General features: G+C 55.4%; 20 protein-coding genes, 1 tRNA gene and 1 riboswitch. Of the genes, 9 read left to right on the top strand and 12 right to left on the bottom strand.

What is annotated here, in order from left to right; genetic code table 11:
* Positions 1-16: 16 nt before the first annotated feature.
* Together IE087_RS00100 and IE087_RS00095 are read right to left on the bottom strand one after the other, a co-directional pair.
* Positions 17-1,225, bottom strand: coding sequence for a winged helix-turn-helix domain-containing protein (locus IE087_RS00100; RefSeq protein WP_189366903.1), 1,209 nt, complete (start codon positions 1,223-1,225; stop codon positions 17-19).
* On the bottom strand, positions 1,222-2,256 hold the full coding sequence (locus tag IE087_RS00095) for a LacI family DNA-binding transcriptional regulator (protein WP_189366902.1): 1,035 nt from the start codon (positions 2,254-2,256) through the stop codon (positions 1,222-1,224). The genes IE087_RS00100 and IE087_RS00095 overlap by 4 nt, the downstream gene beginning before the upstream one ends.
* 126 nt (positions 2,257-2,382) lie before the next feature.
* Between IE087_RS00095 and IE087_RS00090 the strand changes: the two genes are divergently transcribed.
* Positions 2,383-2,459: transfer RNA gene (locus tag IE087_RS00090), tRNA-Arg, on the top strand.
* A gap of 694 nt (positions 2,460-3,153) precedes the next feature.
* Here the strand turns inward: IE087_RS00090 and IE087_RS00085 are convergent.
* Entirely contained in the window at positions 3,154-4,233 is a 1,080-nt protein-coding gene (locus IE087_RS00085; RefSeq protein WP_268244621.1) for an NAD(P)H-dependent flavin oxidoreductase, read from the bottom strand.
* 311 nt (positions 4,234-4,544) lie between these two features.
* Positions 4,545-4,633: riboswitch (TPP riboswitch) on the top strand.
* 45 nt (positions 4,634-4,678) lie between these two features.
* Here IE087_RS00085 and IE087_RS00080 point away from each other — a divergent pair.
* Genes IE087_RS00080 through IE087_RS00070 form a run of 3 tightly spaced genes read left to right on the top strand, consistent with a single transcriptional unit; the run spans position 4,679 to position 5,983 of the window.
* Positions 4,679-4,918: a hydroxyethylthiazole kinase gene (locus tag IE087_RS00080; protein WP_189366900.1), complete on the top strand. Its 240-nt coding sequence runs from the start codon at positions 4,679-4,681 to the stop codon at positions 4,916-4,918.
* Entirely contained in the window at positions 4,908-5,228 is a 321-nt protein-coding gene (locus tag IE087_RS00075) for a cupin domain-containing protein (RefSeq protein WP_189366899.1), read from the top strand. The genes IE087_RS00080 and IE087_RS00075 overlap by 11 nt, the downstream gene beginning before the upstream one ends.
* Before the next feature lie 2 nt (positions 5,229-5,230).
* Positions 5,231-5,983, top strand: coding sequence for an SDR family oxidoreductase (locus IE087_RS00070; RefSeq protein WP_189366898.1), 753 nt, complete (start codon positions 5,231-5,233; stop codon positions 5,981-5,983).
* 18 nt (positions 5,984-6,001) lie between these two features.
* Here the strand turns inward: IE087_RS00070 and IE087_RS00065 are convergent, their stop codons facing one another.
* From IE087_RS00065 to IE087_RS00050, 4 genes are all read right to left on the bottom strand, one after another.
* Positions 6,002-6,625, bottom strand: a complete 624-nt coding sequence (locus tag IE087_RS00065) for a LysE family translocator (protein WP_189366897.1) — start codon at positions 6,623-6,625, stop codon at positions 6,002-6,004.
* Between the two features lie 60 nt (positions 6,626-6,685).
* Entirely contained in the window at positions 6,686-7,099 is a 414-nt protein-coding gene (locus IE087_RS00060; protein ID WP_308425430.1) for an NUDIX hydrolase, read from the bottom strand.
* 206 nt (positions 7,100-7,305) lie between these two features.
* The gene (locus tag IE087_RS00055; RefSeq protein WP_189366895.1) at positions 7,306-7,641 is read right to left on the bottom strand and encodes an NIPSNAP family protein; all 336 of its coding nucleotides are present in this window, start codon (positions 7,639-7,641) and stop codon (positions 7,306-7,308) included.
* 680 nt (positions 7,642-8,321) lie between these two features.
* On the bottom strand, positions 8,322-11,501 hold the full coding sequence (locus IE087_RS00050; protein ID WP_189366894.1) for an RCC1 domain-containing protein: 3,180 nt from the start codon (positions 11,499-11,501) through the stop codon (positions 8,322-8,324).
* A gap of 495 nt (positions 11,502-11,996) precedes the next feature.
* On the opposite strand from IE087_RS00050, the gene IE087_RS00045 reads away from it, so the two are divergent.
* On the top strand, positions 11,997-12,332 hold the full coding sequence (locus tag IE087_RS00045) for an SEL1-like repeat protein (protein ID WP_229801207.1): 336 nt from the start codon (positions 11,997-11,999) through the stop codon (positions 12,330-12,332).
* A 281-nt stretch (positions 12,333-12,613) separates the two neighbouring features.
* On the opposite strand, the gene IE087_RS00040 is transcribed toward IE087_RS00045, so the two are convergent.
* The 4 genes from IE087_RS00040 to IE087_RS00025 all read right to left on the bottom strand — a co-directional run bounded on the left by IE087_RS00040 (position 12,614) and on the right by IE087_RS00025 (position 16,462).
* Positions 12,614-13,381: a GNAT family N-acetyltransferase gene (locus IE087_RS00040; RefSeq protein ID WP_189366892.1), complete on the bottom strand. Its 768-nt coding sequence runs from the start codon at positions 13,379-13,381 to the stop codon at positions 12,614-12,616.
* Between the two features lie 91 nt (positions 13,382-13,472).
* Complete coding sequence (locus IE087_RS00035) at positions 13,473-13,961, bottom strand: hypothetical protein (protein WP_189366891.1); 489 nt, start codon at positions 13,959-13,961, stop codon at positions 13,473-13,475.
* On the bottom strand, positions 13,958-14,176 hold the full coding sequence (locus IE087_RS00030) for a hypothetical protein (RefSeq protein ID WP_189366890.1): 219 nt from the start codon (positions 14,174-14,176) through the stop codon (positions 13,958-13,960). Before IE087_RS00030 ends, IE087_RS00035 begins: the two co-directional genes overlap by 4 nt.
* 213 nt (positions 14,177-14,389) lie before the next feature.
* The gene (locus IE087_RS00025) at positions 14,390-16,462 is read right to left on the bottom strand and encodes a TonB-dependent hemoglobin/transferrin/lactoferrin family receptor (RefSeq protein ID WP_189366889.1); all 2,073 of its coding nucleotides are present in this window, start codon (positions 16,460-16,462) and stop codon (positions 14,390-14,392) included.
* Between the two features lie 230 nt (positions 16,463-16,692).
* Between IE087_RS00025 and IE087_RS00020 the strand changes: the two genes are divergently transcribed.
* Genes IE087_RS00020 through IE087_RS00005 form a run of 4 tightly spaced genes read left to right on the top strand, consistent with a single transcriptional unit; the run spans position 16,693 to position 20,444 of the window.
* Entirely contained in the window at positions 16,693-17,733 is a 1,041-nt protein-coding gene (locus IE087_RS00020) for a hemin-degrading factor (protein ID WP_189366888.1), read from the top strand.
* Complete coding sequence (locus tag IE087_RS00015) at positions 17,733-18,584, top strand: heme/hemin ABC transporter substrate-binding protein (protein ID WP_189366887.1); 852 nt, start codon at positions 17,733-17,735, stop codon at positions 18,582-18,584. The genes IE087_RS00020 and IE087_RS00015 overlap by 1 nt, the downstream gene beginning before the upstream one ends.
* 4 nt (positions 18,585-18,588) lie before the next feature.
* Entirely contained in the window at positions 18,589-19,647 is a 1,059-nt protein-coding gene (locus IE087_RS00010; RefSeq protein ID WP_189366886.1) for a FecCD family ABC transporter permease, read from the top strand.
* On the top strand, positions 19,644-20,444 hold the full coding sequence (locus IE087_RS00005) for a heme ABC transporter ATP-binding protein (RefSeq protein ID WP_189366885.1): 801 nt from the start codon (positions 19,644-19,646) through the stop codon (positions 20,442-20,444). Before IE087_RS00010 ends, IE087_RS00005 begins: the two co-directional genes overlap by 4 nt.
* Positions 20,445-20,587: 143 nt before the next feature.
* On the opposite strand, the gene IE087_RS23455 is transcribed toward IE087_RS00005, so the two are convergent.
* Positions 20,588-20,812: hypothetical protein (locus IE087_RS23455; RefSeq protein WP_229801206.1), on the bottom strand; the 225-nt coding region annotated here is incomplete at its 5' end.

Raw genomic sequence — 20,812 nt, 5'->3', positions numbered from 1 at the left:
AGCCATGGGCGCAACGCTAAAGCGCCGCGCGCAGCCAGCCATCATCAAAGGCGATCTGACTGACGCGCGCCAGCTTGATGATGCGGTCGAGCTCGGCCTCGAACGCGGCTTGCCGTCCCTTGCCCCAACGCACCTTGCGCTCCGGCCACAGCGCGCGCACGCGCAAGATATCGTCGGCACGATGGGCTTTCATATCGACCCGACCGACAATGCGATCACCCTCCATCAGCGGAAAGACATAGTAGCCATAGGTCCGCTTCGGTTCAGGCACAAAGATCTCGATTCGGTATGCGAAACCGAACAGACGCTCAGCCCGTTTACGGTCGCGCAGGGCCGGATCAAACGGGCTGAGGACGCGCAGCCGGGACGTCGGAACCTGTTCCAAGGAGGAGTCGTCCGGCAATGTGGGCCATGCATATGCCGGACGGGTCGTACCATCCACGCCGGTCACCTGCACCTGTATGATCCGCCCAGATGCCAGCGCCGATACGCACCAGTCCTTTGCCTCTGCCGGGCTGATGTGATCCCAGAACGCGGCCAACTCACCATGCGTGGCGAAACCCAGCCGGTCTAACGCCTCGCGGCAACACCAGTCGATGGTTTCTTCGGTATCCGGGGCGTTTCCGATGGTATGGGCATCAAGTACCCGTTCGGTCAGATCGTAGTACTTCTGAAAGCCCTCTCGCTTGACGACTTGCAGGGCCCCACTGCGCCAAAGGTATTCAAGGGCTGTCTTGGACGGGTGCCAATCCCACCAGCCACCCGAACCACGTTTTTCGCCGTCGCCCACGTCGCCAGAGCAGCAAGGGCCGTGCTCTCGGATCTGGTCCAGAACCGGTTGAAATTTTTCCTCGAACCCATCGCGGCGCCATTCGCTCCACCGTTCGCGTAGCCGGGCGGTGTCCCGTTCGCGGCGCAGATGCCAGTAGGGATAGAATGACGCCGGGATGACCGCTGCATCATGTGTCCAGTGTTCAAACAGGCGGCGGTCGCGTTCATAAAGGGTCTTCAAGTTCTTGGGGCGATACCTCGGCTTGCGCGAAAACAGGATCAGATCATGCGCGCGGGCAACGGTGTTGATACTGTCGAGCTGGACAAATCCAAGCCGCGTGATCAGATCATGCAGGGCAGCCCCGTGCGCTGGTCCACCGGGTGTCTCTGAAAGGGCATGACGATCAAGAAAGACGCGCCGTGCCTGCGTATTGGTCAGCGTGAACGGCGTCACGTCCGCAATGCGCGGCGCAGTGTGTCGCCATAGGAAATGGTTGGCGTTAGCGTGATGTGCTTGGGGGCAGGGTCGGCGCCTTCGGCATTCCGATCACGAATGATCTCGGCTGCAGCGCGCCCAATCTCAAGGCGGCAGGCGTCCGTGGTTGCCAATTGACGTGGAAGCCCTTGCAACAACTCAACGCCATTGAAGCCAGCCAGACCAATCTGCCCGGGCACGTCGATCCCTTCGTCCAAAAGGTAGAGCAGCCCGCCCGCCCCAATCATGTCATTGGAGTAGTACAGAAAATCGAGATCCGGGTTGGCATCCAACATCGCTTTGGTCATCTCGCGACCCTTGGCCAGCGCAGACCCGCCCTCGTAGAAATCGCGGGCTTCAATCTCGATCCCCGCTTTGGCGAGGCCCTCGGTGAGCCCTTCGAACCGTTTGCGCGCGCGGTGGTCACGCGGCATGGACGTGCCCATGAAACCGATGCGGGAATACCCCTGCTTCAGGATGGCTTTGGCGATGTCCAACCCGGCCTGCCGGTGTGAAATGCCGACCATGTTGTCCACAGGATTGCCATCGGTATCCATGATCTCAACCACCGGGATACCGGCATTGCGCAGCATAGCCTGCGCGGCGTCCGAGTGTTCAAGACCAGCAATGATGACGCCGGACGGGCGCCATGATAGCATTTCGTACAGAACACGCTCTTCTTTGTCGCGCATGTAGTCGGTGACGCCAAAGACGGGTTGCAGTGGTGTATCTTCAAGTACCTGGTTGATGCCGGTCAAAACCTCGGGGAACACCATGTTGCTGAGCGATGGCACAATGACGGCCACGAGGTTGACATGTTGCGAAGCCAGTGAACCGGCGATCTGATTTGGGACATAGCCAAGCGTTTTTGCCGCCTCGAGCACTTTTTTCCGTGTCGCTTCAGACACATCGCCTCTATTGCGCAATACGCGGCTTACAGTCATTTCAGACACGCCGGACGCAGCCGATACGTCGCGCAGCGTCAGCGGGCGGGCAGGGCGATCAGTCAAGGACGGTCCTTTCTATGTTTCCCCTGAGTTACCTTCAAAACAGAACAAGATTCAAGCATTTGGACAACCCGAAGCTTGTTGAAAAGGGTGACAAGATGCGTTCGAAACAGTAGTTGAGTCCGACAAGGCCCCGTGGCTCAACTGGATAGAGCAGCCCCCTCCTAAGGGGCAGGTTGCAGGTTCGAATCCTGCCGGGGTCGCCAAAACCGCCTGAGAAATATGGCTTATTTGCAAGGGGTTCTGCGGAAGCGTGCAGAAACACCCGTTTCGTTTTCCGCCGAATTCTCCGAAAACGACCAAAACTTCTTATAAAACCTATACAAAATTCGCACGTGCTCGCGGCTTTTGGGGGCTTCCGATGAGCTGTCGGATGGCAAATGCATTTGCGGAACAGAAGTTTGGGAGTGCGACGCGCAAGCAGATCATCATGTTTATTGCGGATAAGGCTTCGGATGATGGTTCCGGCATCTGGTGTTCGAAGGGGACGATCTAGCGGCATATGGAGCTGGGGGATCGACAAGATTTTTGAAGGAGTCGAGGCATGCCGCTCCAAATCTATAAGACGGGTCGCTTCTACTGGGCCAACGTTGGGAAGTTCCGAATGCAGAGTGGCTCCACAGCGCCAAACAAGCCCAGCTCGCCATCAATCTCTGGCTTAGACAAAACAACCAAATCCAGTCACATTATGCGCTCGGAATACGCCCGCCAGCGCCGGAAATTTTATCAGATAAACGCCAAGTCGATGGCGCAGAAACACGGGGCCAGACAGACGCTACCGGCCCCGAAGCGGACATTCATCTTCGGCTCTTGAGTGACCGCTGCGCGGGACAAACTGAGCTTTCGCTGCGCCTGCGCCAATGACTGCTTTTGGGAGTTCGAGGAAACGACCCACCGATGCTAAATTGAGGCTGTAGTAACCAAGTCCTGTACTTCTTTTACTAGCGCCTTGATAAGCTGTTCTGCGCTCCTCTCCTTGTTCAAAGCAGCGGCTTGGCCATACAGCAAAAACTGATGCTCCAAATCTTCTTCGGCAATTCCATGACGTTTGATCGGGCTGCTGTAGTTGTACATCAGTGGAAATGCCGGAAACTCTGGCCGCCCTTGGGCCAGCTGTGTGGAATAGCGTGTCCTTCGCGCCCTACAAGGCCGTCCTGAGAATGCCCGTGACAAATGGGTGTCTTCATCCGCCGCGACCATGAGTGCGTTGTGGTGAACGTCAGAGATAGGCGTTTCAGTGCAGGTAAGGAACGCTGTGCCCATCCATACACCATCTGCGCCCAACGCACGGCAAGCAACAATTCCGCGCCCGTCTGCAATGCCTCCCGACGCGACTACCAAGCAATCAACCGCATCAGAGACTTGCGGAACAAGAGCAAGGGTGCCAATGCCGACATCCTCGTAGTCTGAGACAAAGGACCCTCGGTGACCACCCGCTTCCCACCCTTGTGCCACGACGACGTCAACACCTGCGCGTTCTAATACAATTGCTTCTTTGACTGTCGTTGCAGTCGCCGCAACCACAATGCCTGCGCCTTTGAGTTTGTCGACATCCGTGGGATTGGGACAACCGAAGTGGAAGCTGACCATCGCGGGCACTTGTTCAATCAGCAGGTCGAGCTTGCCGGTGTTAAACGTCTCTGCTTCTGTCCCCGAGGCGTTGTCAGGAAGGTCCAATCCAAGGGCTTGATAGAACGGAGCTACAAGCGCACGGGCTTGTTTGTCCAGATCGGGATCGAATGTTGGTTGGCTATGTAGAAAGAAGTTTAGATTAAAGGGTTTGACCGTCAAATGCTTCATTTCGGCGATACGCTGGCCAAGCTCGTCTACAGACATCTCAGCGCATCCTAACGATCCCAACCCCCCTGCGTTGGATACTGCCGAAGCGAGCGCAACGAGCGGTTTCTGAAGAATCATAGGCGCTTGTACGATTGGATGTTCAATTCCCAGCCGCTTGCCGAATTTTGATGAGTTCCACATTTCATTTCCCTCTAGAATGCACAGAGGCTCGTCGTTTGCGGTTACATATTCTCATCCGTCAGCGACCCAGCGAGATGTTTTCACGACTGAGCGATCCCGCTCTTTAGCCTGCTTTCAGCGAAAGCTGTCATTCATGCAAATAGCAGCATCCGTCACTCTGGGCGCTCAGTCAGATTTCGCCACCTAGAGGCCTAGCGTTTGCAACCCCAATGGCCAACGGCGGCATGCACTCAAGAATGTCGATGGATCAGAGGCTTGGGCAGATCAGCAAACCAATAAATGTTTGACGTCGCTTCTCTTAGGCGTACGCTCACTTTTGTCAGGGGCGCCACAAGGCTGAGATGCACCCTTCGAACCTGAACCGGATAATGCCGGCGGAGGGAGGCAACATCAGGCTTAACATGCCTGTCGCGTCTTTCCGTTTGTTGAGAAAAGGAAAGAAAGCGTGACACCCAACCCCACTTTAACATCGCTGCACGCGAAAGAGCCGCTTGTCCATTGCATCACAAACTATGTTGCGGTGAGCCTCGCGGCTAGTGCATCGCCTGCAATGATCCATGCACCGGAGGAGGTTTCTGATTTCGCGCCCATTACCGGGGCGTTTACCATCAAAATCGGGAGTTTGCAGGCCGAACTATTCGCGCGCTGCGATGAAACAAAAGTAAGGAACCAGAATGTGCTCTGATAAAGGATCAGCTACACCAACTGTGACGATTGATAATGATCGTGTTCGCGTAACGGAATGGCGGTTTAAACAACGCGGCGACAACACTGGTTGGCACCGACATGCATATGACTATGTCGTCATCCCTCTGTTTGATGGATTTTTGGAAATTGATCTAGGCCATTGTGAACGCGTCAAAGCCGAGATGCGAAATGGTGTCCCTTATTTTCGCGAAATCGGTGTGGAACATGATGTGATCAACGGTAACGACTTCGAATGTGCTTTTGTTGAGGTCGAGCTGCTTCAGTCCAGAGATGATGAAAAGGGTTAGCTATGGCGGACAGGCGCATTGCTCTTGTGACAGGAGCCAGCAAAGGGATCGGTGCAGAGGTCGCAAGGCTGTTTGCTAAGAACGGCTATGATGTTTGCATTAACTATCTGGCTGACGAAAAAGGTGCACAGGCCGTTGCGCATAACTGCGAAGCTTCTGGTGCACGGGCATTGATCGCAAAGGCCGATGTTTCAAGCAAAGAGGGTGTCGCGGACCTTTTTAAGCGATGCGATGAAGGCCTTGGGGTCGTGTCCTGTCTCATAAACAATGCGGGTATCATCGGCAGTTCTACACTCATGGAAGATCTTTCCTCCGAGGCTTTGTCTCAAACCTTTGAAACGAATGTTTTTGGTCCGATTTATTGCATTCAGGAAGCAATCAAGCGCATGTCGACGGCGCATGGTGGTGCGGGCGGCACAATTGTTAACATGTCATCGCAAGCCGCCGTTTTTGGCAGTGCGCATGAGTACGTTCACTATGCGGCATCAAAGGGCGCGATTGAAACGCTAACGATCGGGGCGGGCAAAGAGCTCGCCTCTGCCAGTATCCGCGTGAATGCAATCAGAGTTGGTACGACTGACACAACGATACATGCGGCAAATGGCAATCCCGACCGGGTCATTGGTATTGCCGCGATGACACCGCTGGGGCGCATTGCCGATCCAATAGACATTGCCGAAGCGGCGTTATGGCTGGCTTCAGACCAATCGAAGTTCGTCACGGGGACGACTCTGACGGTCGCGGGTGGCCTTTGAACCAACTGTTCGACAACTTTACTGCAAGCGCGCGGTGATGACCTTGAAGCCTGCAAATGCAAAACCTACCGCAAAAACGCCCTCAAACCATTTGCGCAACCGCACATAGAGTTGTGTCATTGAGGGCGCGGAAAAGAGGATCGCATAACCTGCGTAGACAACCGTCGCTTGCACACCTACGGCGGCCACAACAATCGCCAGCTGGACGGCACTTGCATCAGGCGGCATGCCGAGTGAATAGAGCGCCCCGAAAAACAAGATCGACTTGGGGTTTGTGATGTGAAGAGCTGCCCCTCTCGCGATCAGGGTTTTTGGACCACCGCCAACGGTCTTCGTTATAATTACCTTTTTGGACAATGCAGACTTCGCGGACTTCCAAGCCAGGAAGATCAGGTAAGCGGCGCCAGCGTAGCGAATGACTTCAAACACCCAAGCGTTTGCGAGCATAATTGCTCCCAGACCAAGTGCGGCGGCAATAGACCAGGCCAGCGATCCAACCATGATCCCTGCGGTCAGGAAAAGACCCGCATTACGTCCACGTGCCATCGACGTCCCAGCAATGGCCAGCGACGCAGGTCCGGGGCTCAGGCTGGCGGCAAGTGCGGCTAGCATTATGGCCAACAGATTCACTTCACCAATCATCGAAACCTCCAAAACGAGTTTGCAAAAAAGCTTAGGACCTTTGTGGTGGCAAAGGACAGATCATTTAGACGTCGCAATCCGAATGACATCATCGACATGTTCACTGCATTCAAGGTTGCCGGACAAAACATCTTCAATCGGTTGCCACTGCGCATCGCTTACATCATCTTGAGCCTTTGGATGGCCTGAAAGGTACTCACACTTCACAGCTGCAAGAAGGAAATGAAACTGAATGCCGCCCTCTGCATCGCGGACAATGACATCCACATTTGTGAGATACCGCAGCGGCCGCGCGATAATGCCAGTTTCCTCCTGAAGTTCTCGGGAAGCTGCCTCCATTGCGGTTTCGCCAAAGTCGACATGCCCTCCCGGAAACCCCCACAGTCCCGCGTCGGGTTCATTGCGCCTGTTGACGAGAAGCACTCGGTTGCCACTGATCAAGACCGCAAGTGCCGCTAACTTTGGATGACCCATCATAGCATTGAACCTAGGTTTCTGAATTTGCTTTGAAAATCATAGGCCGCCTCATGAAATTCTGCAAAAGTAGAATATGGCAGCTGAGATTTGCTGGAAGCCGATCTATCTCAGTAGAAGTGGTTGTCTGCGGAATATCTGCAGTCTGAAGGCTAACGGCATCGCGGACTGAGTAGTCACTTAGTTTTCAAACTGAAATGACTGCATCACGCTAGAGCTTTGCTGCCGTCAAAGGTTTGGAAATCTGCTGTCGTTTCCGTCAGTTCTGCCACCATCTGATCAATCATAGACATCGCTACCGGCTCAATTTCTTTGTTCCAAACGGGGCCATCGTAAAACGAGCCTTTCAGCCTTTCACGCTCTTCGATTGACGCAAAGGCTCGAATCCAATGAACTTTGTCTTGATGTTCGAGGTCACGAAGCGGTCCGAAGACCAGCATTCCCGCGTCACGAAGCGCCTGCCGGTTACTTTTTTCAAAGAACTCGATGAACTCTTCTCGTCGCCCCGCCTTAAGCGTGTAGTGGCGAATTTCCAAAATCATCGTCCGACCTCCAAACTCTTCATTCGGACATTCGCTGCGTTACAGCAATTTTGCAAGATGGGCTCAAAACCGGACCCTTGCTGCAGGCTGGTTGAATGACCGCTCCTGAGAGGTGTCGCCAAACTGATCTTTAACAACGTGAGATTTAGACATTTTTCCAACTGGCGCATCTTAGGGCGTTTGTTTTTTGAAATCTGCTCCTGACAAGGGTTGGGGGCAGCAAGTGCAACACAATTCGACAGGGTCGCAGGCGCGTAGGGACGACATCCCCAAAAGGGCGGGCGGAAATCGGGCTTTCGCTGGGTGTGTGGAACACTCGGTGATGAGTAGGTTAAGCAGACATTGGAGCAATAGTTACACAGGCTTGCTTGCCAATGGATTGGGAATGACCGACTTACAGAACACTTCAGTGACCCGTTGCCTTATCCGAAAAGTAACGTTGAAAATTGCAGAAAATAGATGAACGGCAGCCTGACTGCAGAATAGTCAGTAAAACCAGCCTTTGTTAACTCGATTGTCCCACGTTCTGTGAGGGCTGTAATTTCTATCTTTCGAAGCACCAGTGTTTTTGTCTGATGCACTTTGTTTGGGAAGCCTGAAATCAACCATGACTCACGTTACCAGAGCACAGTAGCCAATTGCAGACGGGAGCCGCGCATGCGGCTCCAGCCTTTTGTTTGTCAGACGAAGCTGAACATGTCGGCGTCCAGATCCGTCAATTTAATGTTGCGCAACGTCAGGCTGTCTTCTTCACCAAACTGAAATGTCACGGAACGTCCTGACTGACTTGCGCTGACGACAATATCGTCAAAGTCGTCAGCGCCTTCGATGTCTATCACGATCTGATCGGAGGGGCGGCTGAAGAAGCACCAATCAAAACCGATTTCGAAGTCTTGGATCAGATCATCTCCACCGTTGAAGACAAAAGTGTCGGTACCGAAGCCGCCGGTCATCCGGTCGTCGCCAGTACCACCATCCAGAGTGTCGTCCCCAAAGCCACCGTTCAGCCGGTCGTCGCCCTCACCACCGAATAGCAGGTCGTCTGACCAACCGCCATTCAGCTGGTCATTGTCCATGCCACCATCCAACGTGTCGCGGCCCCAGCCACCGTTCAGGCGATCACGGCCCGCGTTTCCAAGCAGTTCGTCATTGCCCCAGCCCCCGCTGAGACGGTCGTTGCCTTCGCCACCCGAAATCAGATCGTCGCCTGCACGTCCATTGATGCGGTCATTGTCCGCGCCGCCGCGCAACAGATCGTCGTCGAAGGTTCCGCGATAGCGATCTTCCGACTCTGCCGCCTCTTCGGAGGTGGTGAAGTTGAAGGTTGATGTATCTCCTTCATCAATGCCCTCAAAGGCTTGCCCTTGATCGTCCAAAAACGCGCCGTCCTCGATCTCGACCGCGTACCTTGCGTCGGTGTCAAGGTGAGAGGGCGGCGTGACGGTCACGGTGTCACCATCAAAGCTGACCAGACGGCTGTCGGTAACGTCGATTTCGATCCGTTCGCCCGTATCGCGATTGACCAGCGTAATCAGACCTTCGCCCACCTCTACCTCTTCCGTGAACGTCAGCGTGAGCGCCGCGTCATTTTCCACATCACGGCCATTGTCTGATGGAACGGCAGACAGCAGGAACGGCGCAGCGTCGGCGTCAAAGTCCACTTGGCGCGGGGTATATACAGAGCCATCCGAGGAGAAGCCAAGGCGCCCATCCGAGTTGGAGCCCCACGTAAAGATCGCGCCAGTATCGCTTACTGCGATGATCGAGTTGGGGCCGGTCTGGATTTCGACAATGTTAATATCATCAAGTTCGACGATCAGCGTCGGCAAGAAGCTGACATCGCTTTCTGCTGCCGGATCGCCATCCAACCCGCCAGTTGGGCCTTCGTCATTCGGGCCCCAAGCATAGACATCGCCATCCTCGGTCAGCGCGACAGACCACCGCGCGCCGCCTTGAATATCAATCACACCTTCGGGCAATCCTGTCAGCTCAATCGGTTCAGCCACATCTTCGGGATTTGGCGTGAACGTGCCATCGCCGTTGTCTTCGCCCTGCAGCAACTGCCCGTCGCGGCTTTCGCCCCAGCCAAAGACGCGGCCATCGGAGGTGATTGCGTAAGACGTGCGCCCTTCACCTGAGACCGCCACGATGTTTTCCGGCAACCCTTCGATAAGTGTTGGTTCAGTCACGCGGCGGTCTTCAGACGGACTGACTTGATTGTCGTTGTTGCCGCCAAAGCCATAGACCTCACCATCTGCCGTCAGGATCAGCGTGTGGGTCACGCCTGCGGATACAGCAACGACGGTTTCGTTGGATAATGCGCTGATTTCGGTGGGAACAAGACGTTCTTCCTGATCCCCTGTACCAAGCTGTCCGTTCGTGTTGCTGCCCCAGCCGTAAAGCGTGCCATCCGCCGCGATGGCAAAGGATGTGCCATTGCCGTTTTCGATTCCTATGACGTCAACGTTGTCCAGCGCATCAATTTTTGTAGCCATAGTGCGTGCCTCTTCGTCCCCGACACCCAGCGGGCCGCGGTTATTGAAGCCAAAGGCGTACACATCGCCGTCATCGGTCAAGAAGGTGGTGTGCAGCAGTCCGCCCGCAACAGAGGTGATTTGAGCATCAAACCCTTCAGGTAAAGAAACTGGCAACGGTGCCTTCACGTCAAATCCGGTGGTTCCATTACCCAACTGGCTGACCACGTTTTCGCCGGAACTGTAGAGGACACCGTCCCTGAGGAAGACGGAGAAGTGGTTGCCCGCGCCCACGGTGCTGGCCACAATCTGGGCTTCACCTTCGTAGGCTTCGACTGCGCGTGGGCGGATCAGTTGGTCGTCATACTGGTCCGATCCGAAGATCGCCGTTTCGCCGGCATCAAAGAAATCTCCGTCGCCGTTTAGGTTCGTCAATTGGACCACATTCGCATCCCCGGCAAAGCTGTTGGCCGTAAGGATCAGGCCGCCATCCTCATCTGTCGCCAGAGAGAAACCGATCTCGGCCGCAATGCCGTCTGGCATGGCGCTTGCGTTCCAAACTTCGACCGCTTCAAACACGTTGTCGATCTGACCCGACCCATCCAGATCATTGAGGCGGTAGATTTTCAGCTGTTCGTCCCCGTCCGGGAACCATGTGAGAGTGTAGAGCGAGCCATCGACCGACACGGCGCTGGAAATGTCCACGGGCGCGCCGAAACTCATGTCGCCCGAGATGAAGTTGGTGACCTCGTCCGTCTGAATGGTGCCGTCACCGTTTGTGTCTTCGATGCGATAGATGACATCTGTTCCAGTTCCCGCCAAATCGTTGAGATAGGCCACGTCACCGTCAAAGCTGAGATCGAAGGGCACGGATGTATCGATCACAGTCTGAAGATCGAGCCACACAGTCGCCTCTCCGGCATCGTTCGCGTCGCCGTCTCCGTTCAGGTCGACCGTCCGGTAAATCGCGTCTTGCGGTGCCGATGTCGTGCCAGCGTTTGAGATGTAGATCGCGCCATCTGTGCCTTCGGCAATGCCATTGGGCGTCACCGTCGACAGGCCGCCTGCGTTGTCTGCCGAGAACCAGACTGCCGCTTCGCCTGCGTCCTGTGCGTCGCCGTCGGCGTTGTTGTCGACCAAGCGATAGATCGCGTCTGTGGTTCCGTCGCCGATATAGACGGATTTATCATCGGCCTGATGGACCGTGAACACGTTGTTCGTTGGTGTGTCGAGCCCGCTGGCATTGTCCATATCAAAAAAGACTGTGGTTTCGCCCTGTCCCCGCGCGGTTCCATCGCCGTCCAGGTCTTGCAAAAGCAGCACCTGATCCTTGCGTTGGTCTGCGACCAGAACCCCGGTAATAGTTTGTGTAGATATGCGCCCCATTTGGCCACTCCCAGAAAAAGAGTGAGCGCCTTGCAACCAGCTGGGTACTCAATGTGAATGAATTCAGATGCCCTGCATCTGCGCTGTTCATTAACGATTTTCGAAACAAGGTGAAGCCCCAATGTGACAAGTCTTGGGGCATTGCTTGCGCGGCGCGGAAATGCTCACTTGTTCCCAAGGGGATTCTCAGCGATCGCCAGGCACCCCCCATTTGCATCTGCATAGGAGCAAGGAATGGGGACAACACATGTGCGTCGAACGAGGCTTGGGTATTCACGCGCACCTTTTGCAATCGCAGCCAGTTCTGTGGGTCGCCTGACCCCTTTGGCTTCAAACACAGTTTCCAGGTGCTCCTTAAGGATCCCACAACTGGTCCTGCCGAAAAACACCTCGGAACATCCAGAGCGGATGCTGCTCGGTGGTTTGAATCGCACCTCCAGGTCGGTGGCGAAGCGTATGATGCTCTTGATCACAATCTTTGTGATCGCGAGCGCAATGAAATGGCCTCTAACGGGTGCTCAAGTCCAATCCTGCAATGGCTTTGCTGACTACCCGGTACAACGTTTGGCAGAGAATGGAGACGTCGAGGCGATGGCTCATCTTGGCAAACGGATGTACCAACACGGGTGCGACACCCGCACAAAGGAACAGGGCTTGCAGTATCTTGAGCGCGCTTCATTGGCAGGGCACGATGCGGCTCGGACACTCTTGGTCAGACAGGTCTCCCATGCAATCGACGACGGGCCGTCTGTGTCGGCATGTTTTGCGTTGATGGACATGCTGATGCCGGTTGCAGACGACTCCGATTTGATCCGTGGATCTTGCGACTAAGCTGGCAAAGTCAAACGTGCCCAGATGACAGAAATCCGACATCTATCCATGTTTGATCAACGTTACTGCGAAATGAACCAAACGGTAGTCATCCTATGATGACGCATCAGCCGAAACGGTTGGCAAGCTTTTTGGGTCGGCACGAAAATCAGTATGATCGTCGCCAGGACAGCGCCCTTCTTACCTGTCATACTTTTTGCAGGTCAAAAGGGACTAACGTCCCTGCTTGGCTGGACCCACTTGCGTGTCCAGCTCTGCGACACTGCACTAAAGCCATTTGATCAACCGAACGCTTGGCTCGCGAGTCCAAATAAGATTGGCGCGCCGTTCGGCTTCGCTCGTGTGGTACCGCGCACCATCACCGTTCCCCAGCTTACTTTATTCAAGCCTAGGGCACTCAATCGGTCACTCAAGCCCAGCACAGGATTACTATCGATGCGCACCTGAACGCGGGGATGCACCGAAATACAGTGACGCACCAAAGCCTCAGCTGTTTCGACATCTGGGGCAACAAGTGGGCCAATAATCCGCGCCGAACCCAACTCTCGGTCCAGAGCAAACGCCACCAGACGCCCCGCCTTTTTCAAAGCCCAACAGATCGCCCCATGTGCCATGAAGCTGCGCAGAACAGCTTCCCTGGCCCATCCGCGCGCTAAGGCGTCCAGCGCAAGGACGTCATCGTCGAATAATGCATCAATACGGGCATCAGGGCTTTGTACAACGTTGGGGATCGAGCGAAAGGTGTCCACCATCCCGGTTTTTCTAAAACCTAGCCGAGCGTAGCCGGACCTGGCCATATCTGTGGCAGTCAGCATCACGGGCAAATCGCCGATACGATCCAGCGCGTCCGCTACAAGGCTGCCGGCAATCCCCCGTCCTCTCTGCGTTTGATCTACAATCACCATTCCAAGGGTCGCAGCACGATCATGCAGCCACCACAGAGTAGTTCCCACGACCTGACCGTTGAGCAGCGCCACACGCCCGTGGCCCAAGCGAAACATCTGCTCCCAGTCCGCCAGACCATGCGGCCAACCCTGTTGCGCGGACAACCTGTGTGCCGCACCTAAATGCATCTCTGAAAAAGGGCATATCTTGAAACTGTTTGCGGCGTAGGCCGACCCGGCAAGAAGCAAAAGACGCCTATCGGACCAAACGTAGCGCGGGGCGTCGACGCTCCGACACTCCGGCCGCGAACCGCGATGCCAGCGCCAAACCAGCACGGATCACATGCGGGTCCATCCAGCCGCGCGTCAGGGCATCTACGGCATCTCTTGCATCGGACGTTTGATCGCGGCGCATGTGATGAAGCATCCGCATCATCATCGCTTCGTCACTGCTCACGCGAGTTCGGGCCTCGGTTTCAAATGGATCAAGGCTGTCAAAATCCGGCCGCAAATCGGCCAGCGCTCGCACCAGCTTGGATGCCGCAAAGGCCACCGGCAAACCGATATCCGGCCCCCAGCGTTCGACCGCGACGGAAAAAGCAACTTGCCACGCCTGACGGTCGGGTTCTGCACGGCAAAGAAAGAAATAGCGGGACACCGCCAACAGCCCCCGCTCAAATTCGTCCAGGCCAAGACTGTGGGCATCAAGGTCATTTCGACCGGCCACATGTGCCGTCAAGTTCATGCCTGTTTCTCCTCCCGCGTCTCTGGGGATGGTCCCAACCGCACCACGTTTTCCGAGAAGCCGTCAGGATCAACTGGCGCAACAGGAACAGGCGCGGCCCTTTTGCTTGGCCACCGAAGATCAGCCGCAAGGGCCTCACGCATTCCGGGTTTCAACCCGCACCCGTATTCACGTGCAGCTGCATCTATGCGCAGCAAGTCGTTTAGAATCGTCATTTGTCCAGCTTTCGGTTTCGAAGCACGCTCAACGGCTTCGCATCGCAGTTCTACCGGGCAGGACAGCATCGTACCTCCAGCTGGGTAAATAATACCTGACAGAATTAATAAGATACTTCAACTGCAGAAGTTGAGCCACCTGGCAACTGCGCAACGAAATGAGGACGGGAGAGCAGGTGCTGCCCACCCTCCCGATCGGCATGTGGTTCAAATTCAGAATTCAAACGTCGCCGACACCTTAACTGATCTCCCCGGCTGCGGCAGCTCATTGGGAAAAATCGTATACTGCTCGTCAAAAATGTTATCGATGCCTGCGCGGAATACTGCATTTTCAAATGGTCCTTGTGACGGTGCCCATGACCCGAACAAATCCACCACTGTGTATGAATCTCCCGCACGCCCTCCTGCAGCCACATCATTTTGATCACCGGCAAAGGTCACACGACCACCGACGGTCCAATCTGCTGTCGGGCGATAACCGAGTGTCGCGATCAGACGAGACTGCGGAATTGATCCCAGTTCGTCGCCTGGCTCTTTCGATTTCCCCTCCGCAAGGGACAGTGCCAAGCCGCCAAACCAATTGCCCGCGTCATAATCTACCTCAGCCTCGAAGCCATACAGCTCGGCGTCCACATTCCTTTGGAACGTGTCACCCAACGCCGTGGTCGGATTGGGTGGTGCAAGGCGCGAGAAATCCGGTCCTGTCACCACCGTGTCGATGAAGTTCTCGACATCGGCGTAGTAGGCATTTGCCGAAAAGCGCAACACGTCACCCGGTCGGAACATATTCGCTTTCTCGAAACGTGTACCAATCTCGATTTGCGTCGATTCCTCCGGTTCCAGGTCCGGAGTTGGCACAAAGTTATTCGTGATTTCAGTTAGTGGAGTTCCCGGTGGGCCAAGCGGGATTTCATCAAAGGCAAAGTGCACCCCATCATTGTAGAGTTCGGTTAGGGTCGGCGCACGGAACGCGCGTGCGACATTGCCGAAAACCTGCCAGTTGTCATTCGGTCGGAAACTGAACCCAATGCGGGGCGAGAAGAAATCGTCATCCACATCTGCCAATGCCGGATCATCGACATCACGGTCATAGCTGTCAAAACGGAGGCCGGCGATAAGGTCTAAACGGTCCGTTACACCAAATGTCGCTTCAGCAAACGCACCAATAGTGGTCGCTTCTGCATCTGGAAACTGTGTTCTTGCTGCACCGTTGCGCGTCCCAGTCTGCTCGTCGCGAAACGCCTCGACCCCGTATACCAAGCTGACCGGGACGCCGAGGTCGAACCGAGACCGGTTCACAACCTCAAAGCCAATCGTATCATATTCAGTAAAGTCGGCGCGGCCATCCCGGACGCGGTCATCCTGTATCTCAAGCGTATTGCCGTACACCAATACAGACAGATCGATCAGGTCTGAGTTGTCTGGGTTCCAATCCCAAGACAGCCTGTAGGTAAAGATCTCGGACGAACGGTCAGAATCATTCCCACTGTCCGGATCAAGATTGGCAATGGTATTGGCGTTTGGCGGGATACGCCCATCATCTTCAAAGTAGGAAAGGTTCAGTTCGAACCGCTGATCTTCGTTCGGTTCAAATCCGAACTTCAACAAGCCGTTGAATGCATCCACCTCTGATCGCAGTATGTTGTTGCCATCACCGTCATCTTGATCCGTGCCTGCCTCACGTCCACCTAGAAACGCCAGCACATCAAAGGCGCCGTAATCTCCATAGAGCGTCGTACTGGGGCTGTAGACTTCACCGTTGTCTGTATAGCCAAAGCGCAGGCGCGCGCCGGTGGTCTGACCTGGGCGCAGTAGGTCGGACGGATCTTTTGTCTCAACTGCAATAACACCACCAATCGCTCCGGATCCAAACAATGTCGATCCGCCGCCTCTGACCACCTCGACACGCTGCACAATATCAGGATCAAAAAAGAAGCGGCCGCTGTGTTCGCGATTGAAGTTCAACCGTCCTCCATCCAGCCGCAACACAACTTGTTCATCTTGAAAACCGCGGATGTTCGGTTCTTGTGCAACCCCGCGCGGACCGCCCCCAATCAGAACCCCGGGGACATCACCTATCAGTTCTTCGTAAGTATCCGCTTGTCGTTCTTCGAGCTCTTCACCCTCAATCACCGTCGCGGCGACCGGCGTATCAAGGATGTTACGGTTATCTCTGAGAGCAGTGCCGAGGACCAAAGGCGGCAATTCAAATGGCTCTTCCTGCGCTTGAACTGAATTTGCGCACGCGGCCAATATTGCCACGCCCCCAAGAATGCGTCTCTGCATAGAATTCCCCACTTTCCATCCCAATTGGCAGCACGGGGCCTGCCAAATCGGGGGTGGGGCGCGCGTCGGCGTCATGGATATATATCCCGACAAAAGAAGTAAAGAATTTTTGCGTCATACCATTGCGCCGTGACGACAATCCGACTAATTTAATCAAGAACTGCACCCTAGCCACGCCATCTGGCCCAGCCGTATGCAAGTACTCTTCTATTTGAGCGGGATTAGGCGACGTGCAAGATGTGACACTCTCTCCGGAAGACATCCGTGATCGCCGCGCTGAGTCACCTCAACTCAGAGAACGGGATTTTGCCGAAACACTTGGAATAAGCGAAGCGGCATTGGTTGCTGCATATTGCGGTATGGGTGTGACCCGCATTGACGCGCATCCGGATGTCATCATGAACGCGGCGACACAGCTGAGCGAGGTGATGGCACTCACTCGCAATGCGTCATGTGTGCATGAGAAAGTAGGTATCTACGACAACTATCACCCGGGCCAGCACGCTGCGATGATCCTGACCGAAGACATTGATTTGCGTATCTTTCCCAGCTACTGGAGGCACGCCTTTATGGTTGAGCGGGACAGCGACTCAGGCCCACGGCGCAGCATTCAGGTGTTTGATGGCGCCGGTGACGCGGTGCACAAAATCATTTTGCGGGGCGGATCAAACCACGACGCGTTCAAGAAGATGACGGAAACGCTGGCATCCGACAATCAATCTACAAAAGAACAATTCACGCAACGCCTGCCCGCCGAACCTGCCAAGATTGCGAAGGACAAGGTCGACGTCCTGCGCAAGGAATGGAGGCGGATGACGGACACGCATCAGTTCCTGCGCCTTGTATCCAAACTCAAGATGAACCGCCTTGGTGCCTATCGGGCTGCTGGCCGCCCATTTGTCCGGAAACTCGCGCCAGAGGCAGTAGATGCACTGCTCACCAATCTGCAAAGCTCCGGCACCGAAGTGATGTTGTTTGTAGGCAATCGCGGTTGCATACAGATTCATACGGGTGCGTTACATACGCTGAGACCCATGAGCCCCTGGCAGAACGTGATGGATCCGGGCTTCAACTTGCATCTGCGTCGCGATCACGTGTCGGAGGTTTGGGCTGTCGATAAGCCGACGCAACGCGGGACCGCGACATCAGTTGAGGCATTTGACAAAAATGGGTCACTCATCTTCCAGATTTTCGGCGTGCCCAAAGAAGGGAGGGATAGCCGTCCAGCTTTCCGCGCTATCGTCAACGGTCTCCAAGAGGTCCCTGCGTGATGGACCGTCGTACATTTGTGAGTTTATCGCTTGCGATGGGAGCTGCTCAATCACCCCTTTGGGCGGCGACGGAAGCAAGAGATGTCATTGCCATCGGGGGCGATGTTACAGAAATCATTTTTGCTTTGGGGCAAGGGCACCGTTTGCTTGCGCGTGATGCAACTTCAACATTCCCGGCTGAGGCCCAGCGGTTGCCAGATGTTGGGTATATGCGACGCCTGTCTGCCGAGGGCGTTTTGTCCTTTGCGCCAAACCTCATTGTATCAGCTGAAGGCGCCGGGCCGCCCGAGGTGATCGATATCCTACGTGCGGCTTCGGTTGAATTCGCAGAAGTACCGGAAGGGTATGATGCAGACGCCATATTGCAAAAAATTGAAACAGTGGGCGCTGCGCTTGGTGTAAGGGATCAGGCTACTGCTTTGGCCAGCAAAACCCGAGCCGCGCTTGATACTGCACTCGACAGGGCTGCGCAGCGCAGTGATGACAAAGCACGTGTCATGTTCATCCTGTCCACGCAAGGCGGGCGCATTCTGGCATCCGGCACAGACACGGGTGCAGATGGTATCATCCGGATGGCTGGGGGGGTGAATGCCGTCACCAGCTTTGAAGGCTACAAGCCTTTGTCTGACGAAGCAGTGAGCGCTGCAGCCCCCGACGTAATACTGATGATGGATCGTAGCGGCGACCATTCCGCAACAGATGAAGAGTTGTTTGGCCTTCCAGCCTTGTCGGTTACACCAGCGGCCAAAACAAAGAACGTTGTACGTATGGATGGTCTCTTCCTGCTCGGCTTTGGGCCCCGCACTGCGGATGCGGTCACTACTCTGAACCGAGCACTTTACCCATCTTAGGCGCATGTCACTTGCGGGTCATATACCTCACAGCCGTGTTGCGCGCGCCCGGCAATTGCATGTTTGGTTGTCCTGTGCGCTGCTTGTCGCAGGTGTCTTCAGCTTAACGGTCGGTGCCACCGATGTCGCACTGGGGCCCGCCTTGTTGAAACTGGCCCGGGGTGAGACGCTCAGCCAGATGGAGGCCATCGTGCTGTGGGACATTCGCGCCCCGCGCCTCGTCCTTGGCATGTTGGTTGGCGCTGCTCTGGCTGTGGGCGGCGCTGTCATGCAGGGCCTCTTCCGCAACCCCCTGGCTGACCCTGGTCTCGTGGGTGTCAGCGCCGGTGCGGGGCTGGGTGCGATCACAGCAATTGTTTTGGCAGGCCTGGCGCCGATCTGGTTTGCCGCTGCAGTAGGAGATCAATTGGTTCCGGTGGCTGCGTTTCTGGGCAGTTGGGCCAGCACGATGGTCTTGTATCGAGTTTCGACACTGCATGGGCGTACCTCGGTCGCGACCATGCTGCTGGCCGGGATCGCGCTTGGAGCACTGGCTGGTGCACTGTCCGGAATTCTTGTCTACATTTCTGATGACCGACAGCTGCGTGACCTGACCTTTTGGGGGCTCGGATCTTTGGGGGGTGCCAGTTGGATCAAGGTTGTGGCGGCAGGGCCTATCATTCTTATCTCGGTTCTTGCCGCTTGCGTCCTCGGACGCGGATTGAATGGTTTAGCTTTGGGTGAAGCGACGGCGGCGCATATCGGTCTAAACGTGCAACGTGTAAAAAACCTTGCCATTCTTACAGTTGCGGCAGCCACAGGGGCAGCAGTTGCTGTGTCTGGCGGCATCGGTTTCATAGGCATCGTGGTGCCGCATCTTCTGCGCCTGGGTACCGGCCCCGATCACCGTCCGCTTCTAATCAATGCAGGCCTTTTGGGCGCGCTGCTTCTTATTCTCGCTGATGTGATTGCAAGGGTTATCATTGCACCAGCGGAACTGCCCATAGGCATCGTGACGGCAGTCCTTGGCGCACCTGTTTTTCTATGGATCCTTTTGCGGCAGCGCGGGATTGTGGACTTATGACGCTCAACGTCCGCGCGCTGTCCGTGAACTATGGGCGTGAACAAGTCTTGCACAGTCTTGAGATGGACTTGCAGTCCGGCGCGCTGACCTCCATCGTTGGTCCAAACGGGTCTGGTAAATCCACGTTAATAAAGGCGATCTGTGGCGATTTGCCTTACAACGGCAGCATTCAGTTGAACGGTGCCGAAGTGGCGCAGGCCAAGCCATGGGAACTTGCTGCAATGCGAGGGGTTCTACCACAGGCTTCAACCTTGGCCTTCCCATTCACCGCAATTGAAGTGGTTCGGATCGGCCTCACTTCTGGCTTGGGCAGTGAGCATGAGGGCCGTGCCCAAGCGGCTCTGGCGCGGGTGGGCCTGCAGAGCTATGCACATCGGTACTATCAAGAACTGTCGGGCGGTGAGCAGCAACGCGTGCAATTGGCCCGCGTACTTGCTCAGATCTGGGAACCCACAACTGCGGATGGGCCGCGTTGGTTGATTTTAGACGAACCCGTCTCATCTCTCGATATCGCGCATCAGCTGCAGGTCATGACCATCGCGCGCACCTTTGCGCGTGCAGGTGGGGGAGTTGTCGCCGTCATGCACGATTTGAACCTGACTGGTATGTTCGCCGATCATGTTTTGGTTATGACCGAAGGGGGTATTCTTGCGGAGGGACATCCCACAGAGGCTATGACGGATAGCATCCTCTCCCGAGCATATGGGTGCAGGCTTCAAGTTAACAAGACGCCGGTCGGTATGGCCCCGTTTGTGCTGCCACATAGCGCTCAGGCCGCCATTGATATGGGTGGTTGAAGTGGATATTCCTTGCTTAACAAGCTGCTCCGAACCATCTTAAGTGTTGCGCAAGCAAGAAGAAGACAACGTTGTGAAATGCAGCGCCAGATGATTGCATACACTGGTCAAAATCGCGTCCCATCAGAATGTGGTTCGTATCACTATGACCAACCTGCGCCGAACGTAATACCTCTCTTTCCCAACGGTGCGGCATTGAGTTTTTCGTTCATGTCGTATTGTTGCGCTGCGTGCGCGCGCAGCGCAAAATCACAATGGCCGGGTGAGGCTCGATGCTGACTTTGGGGTGCGTGCAACGTTCTGGTAGTCGGCCCATTTGTATGTACCGGCTGCTGTTCGCAAATGATTTCTGTCATGTTCTCGGAAGT

The sequence above is a fragment of the Tateyamaria omphalii genome, assembly GCF_014651375.1.
GTDB lineage: Bacteria > Pseudomonadota > Alphaproteobacteria > Rhodobacterales > Rhodobacteraceae > Tateyamaria > Tateyamaria omphalii.
The sequence above is the reverse complement of the archived record's forward strand: the minus strand, read 5'-3'. Positions and strand labels throughout refer to the sequence as shown.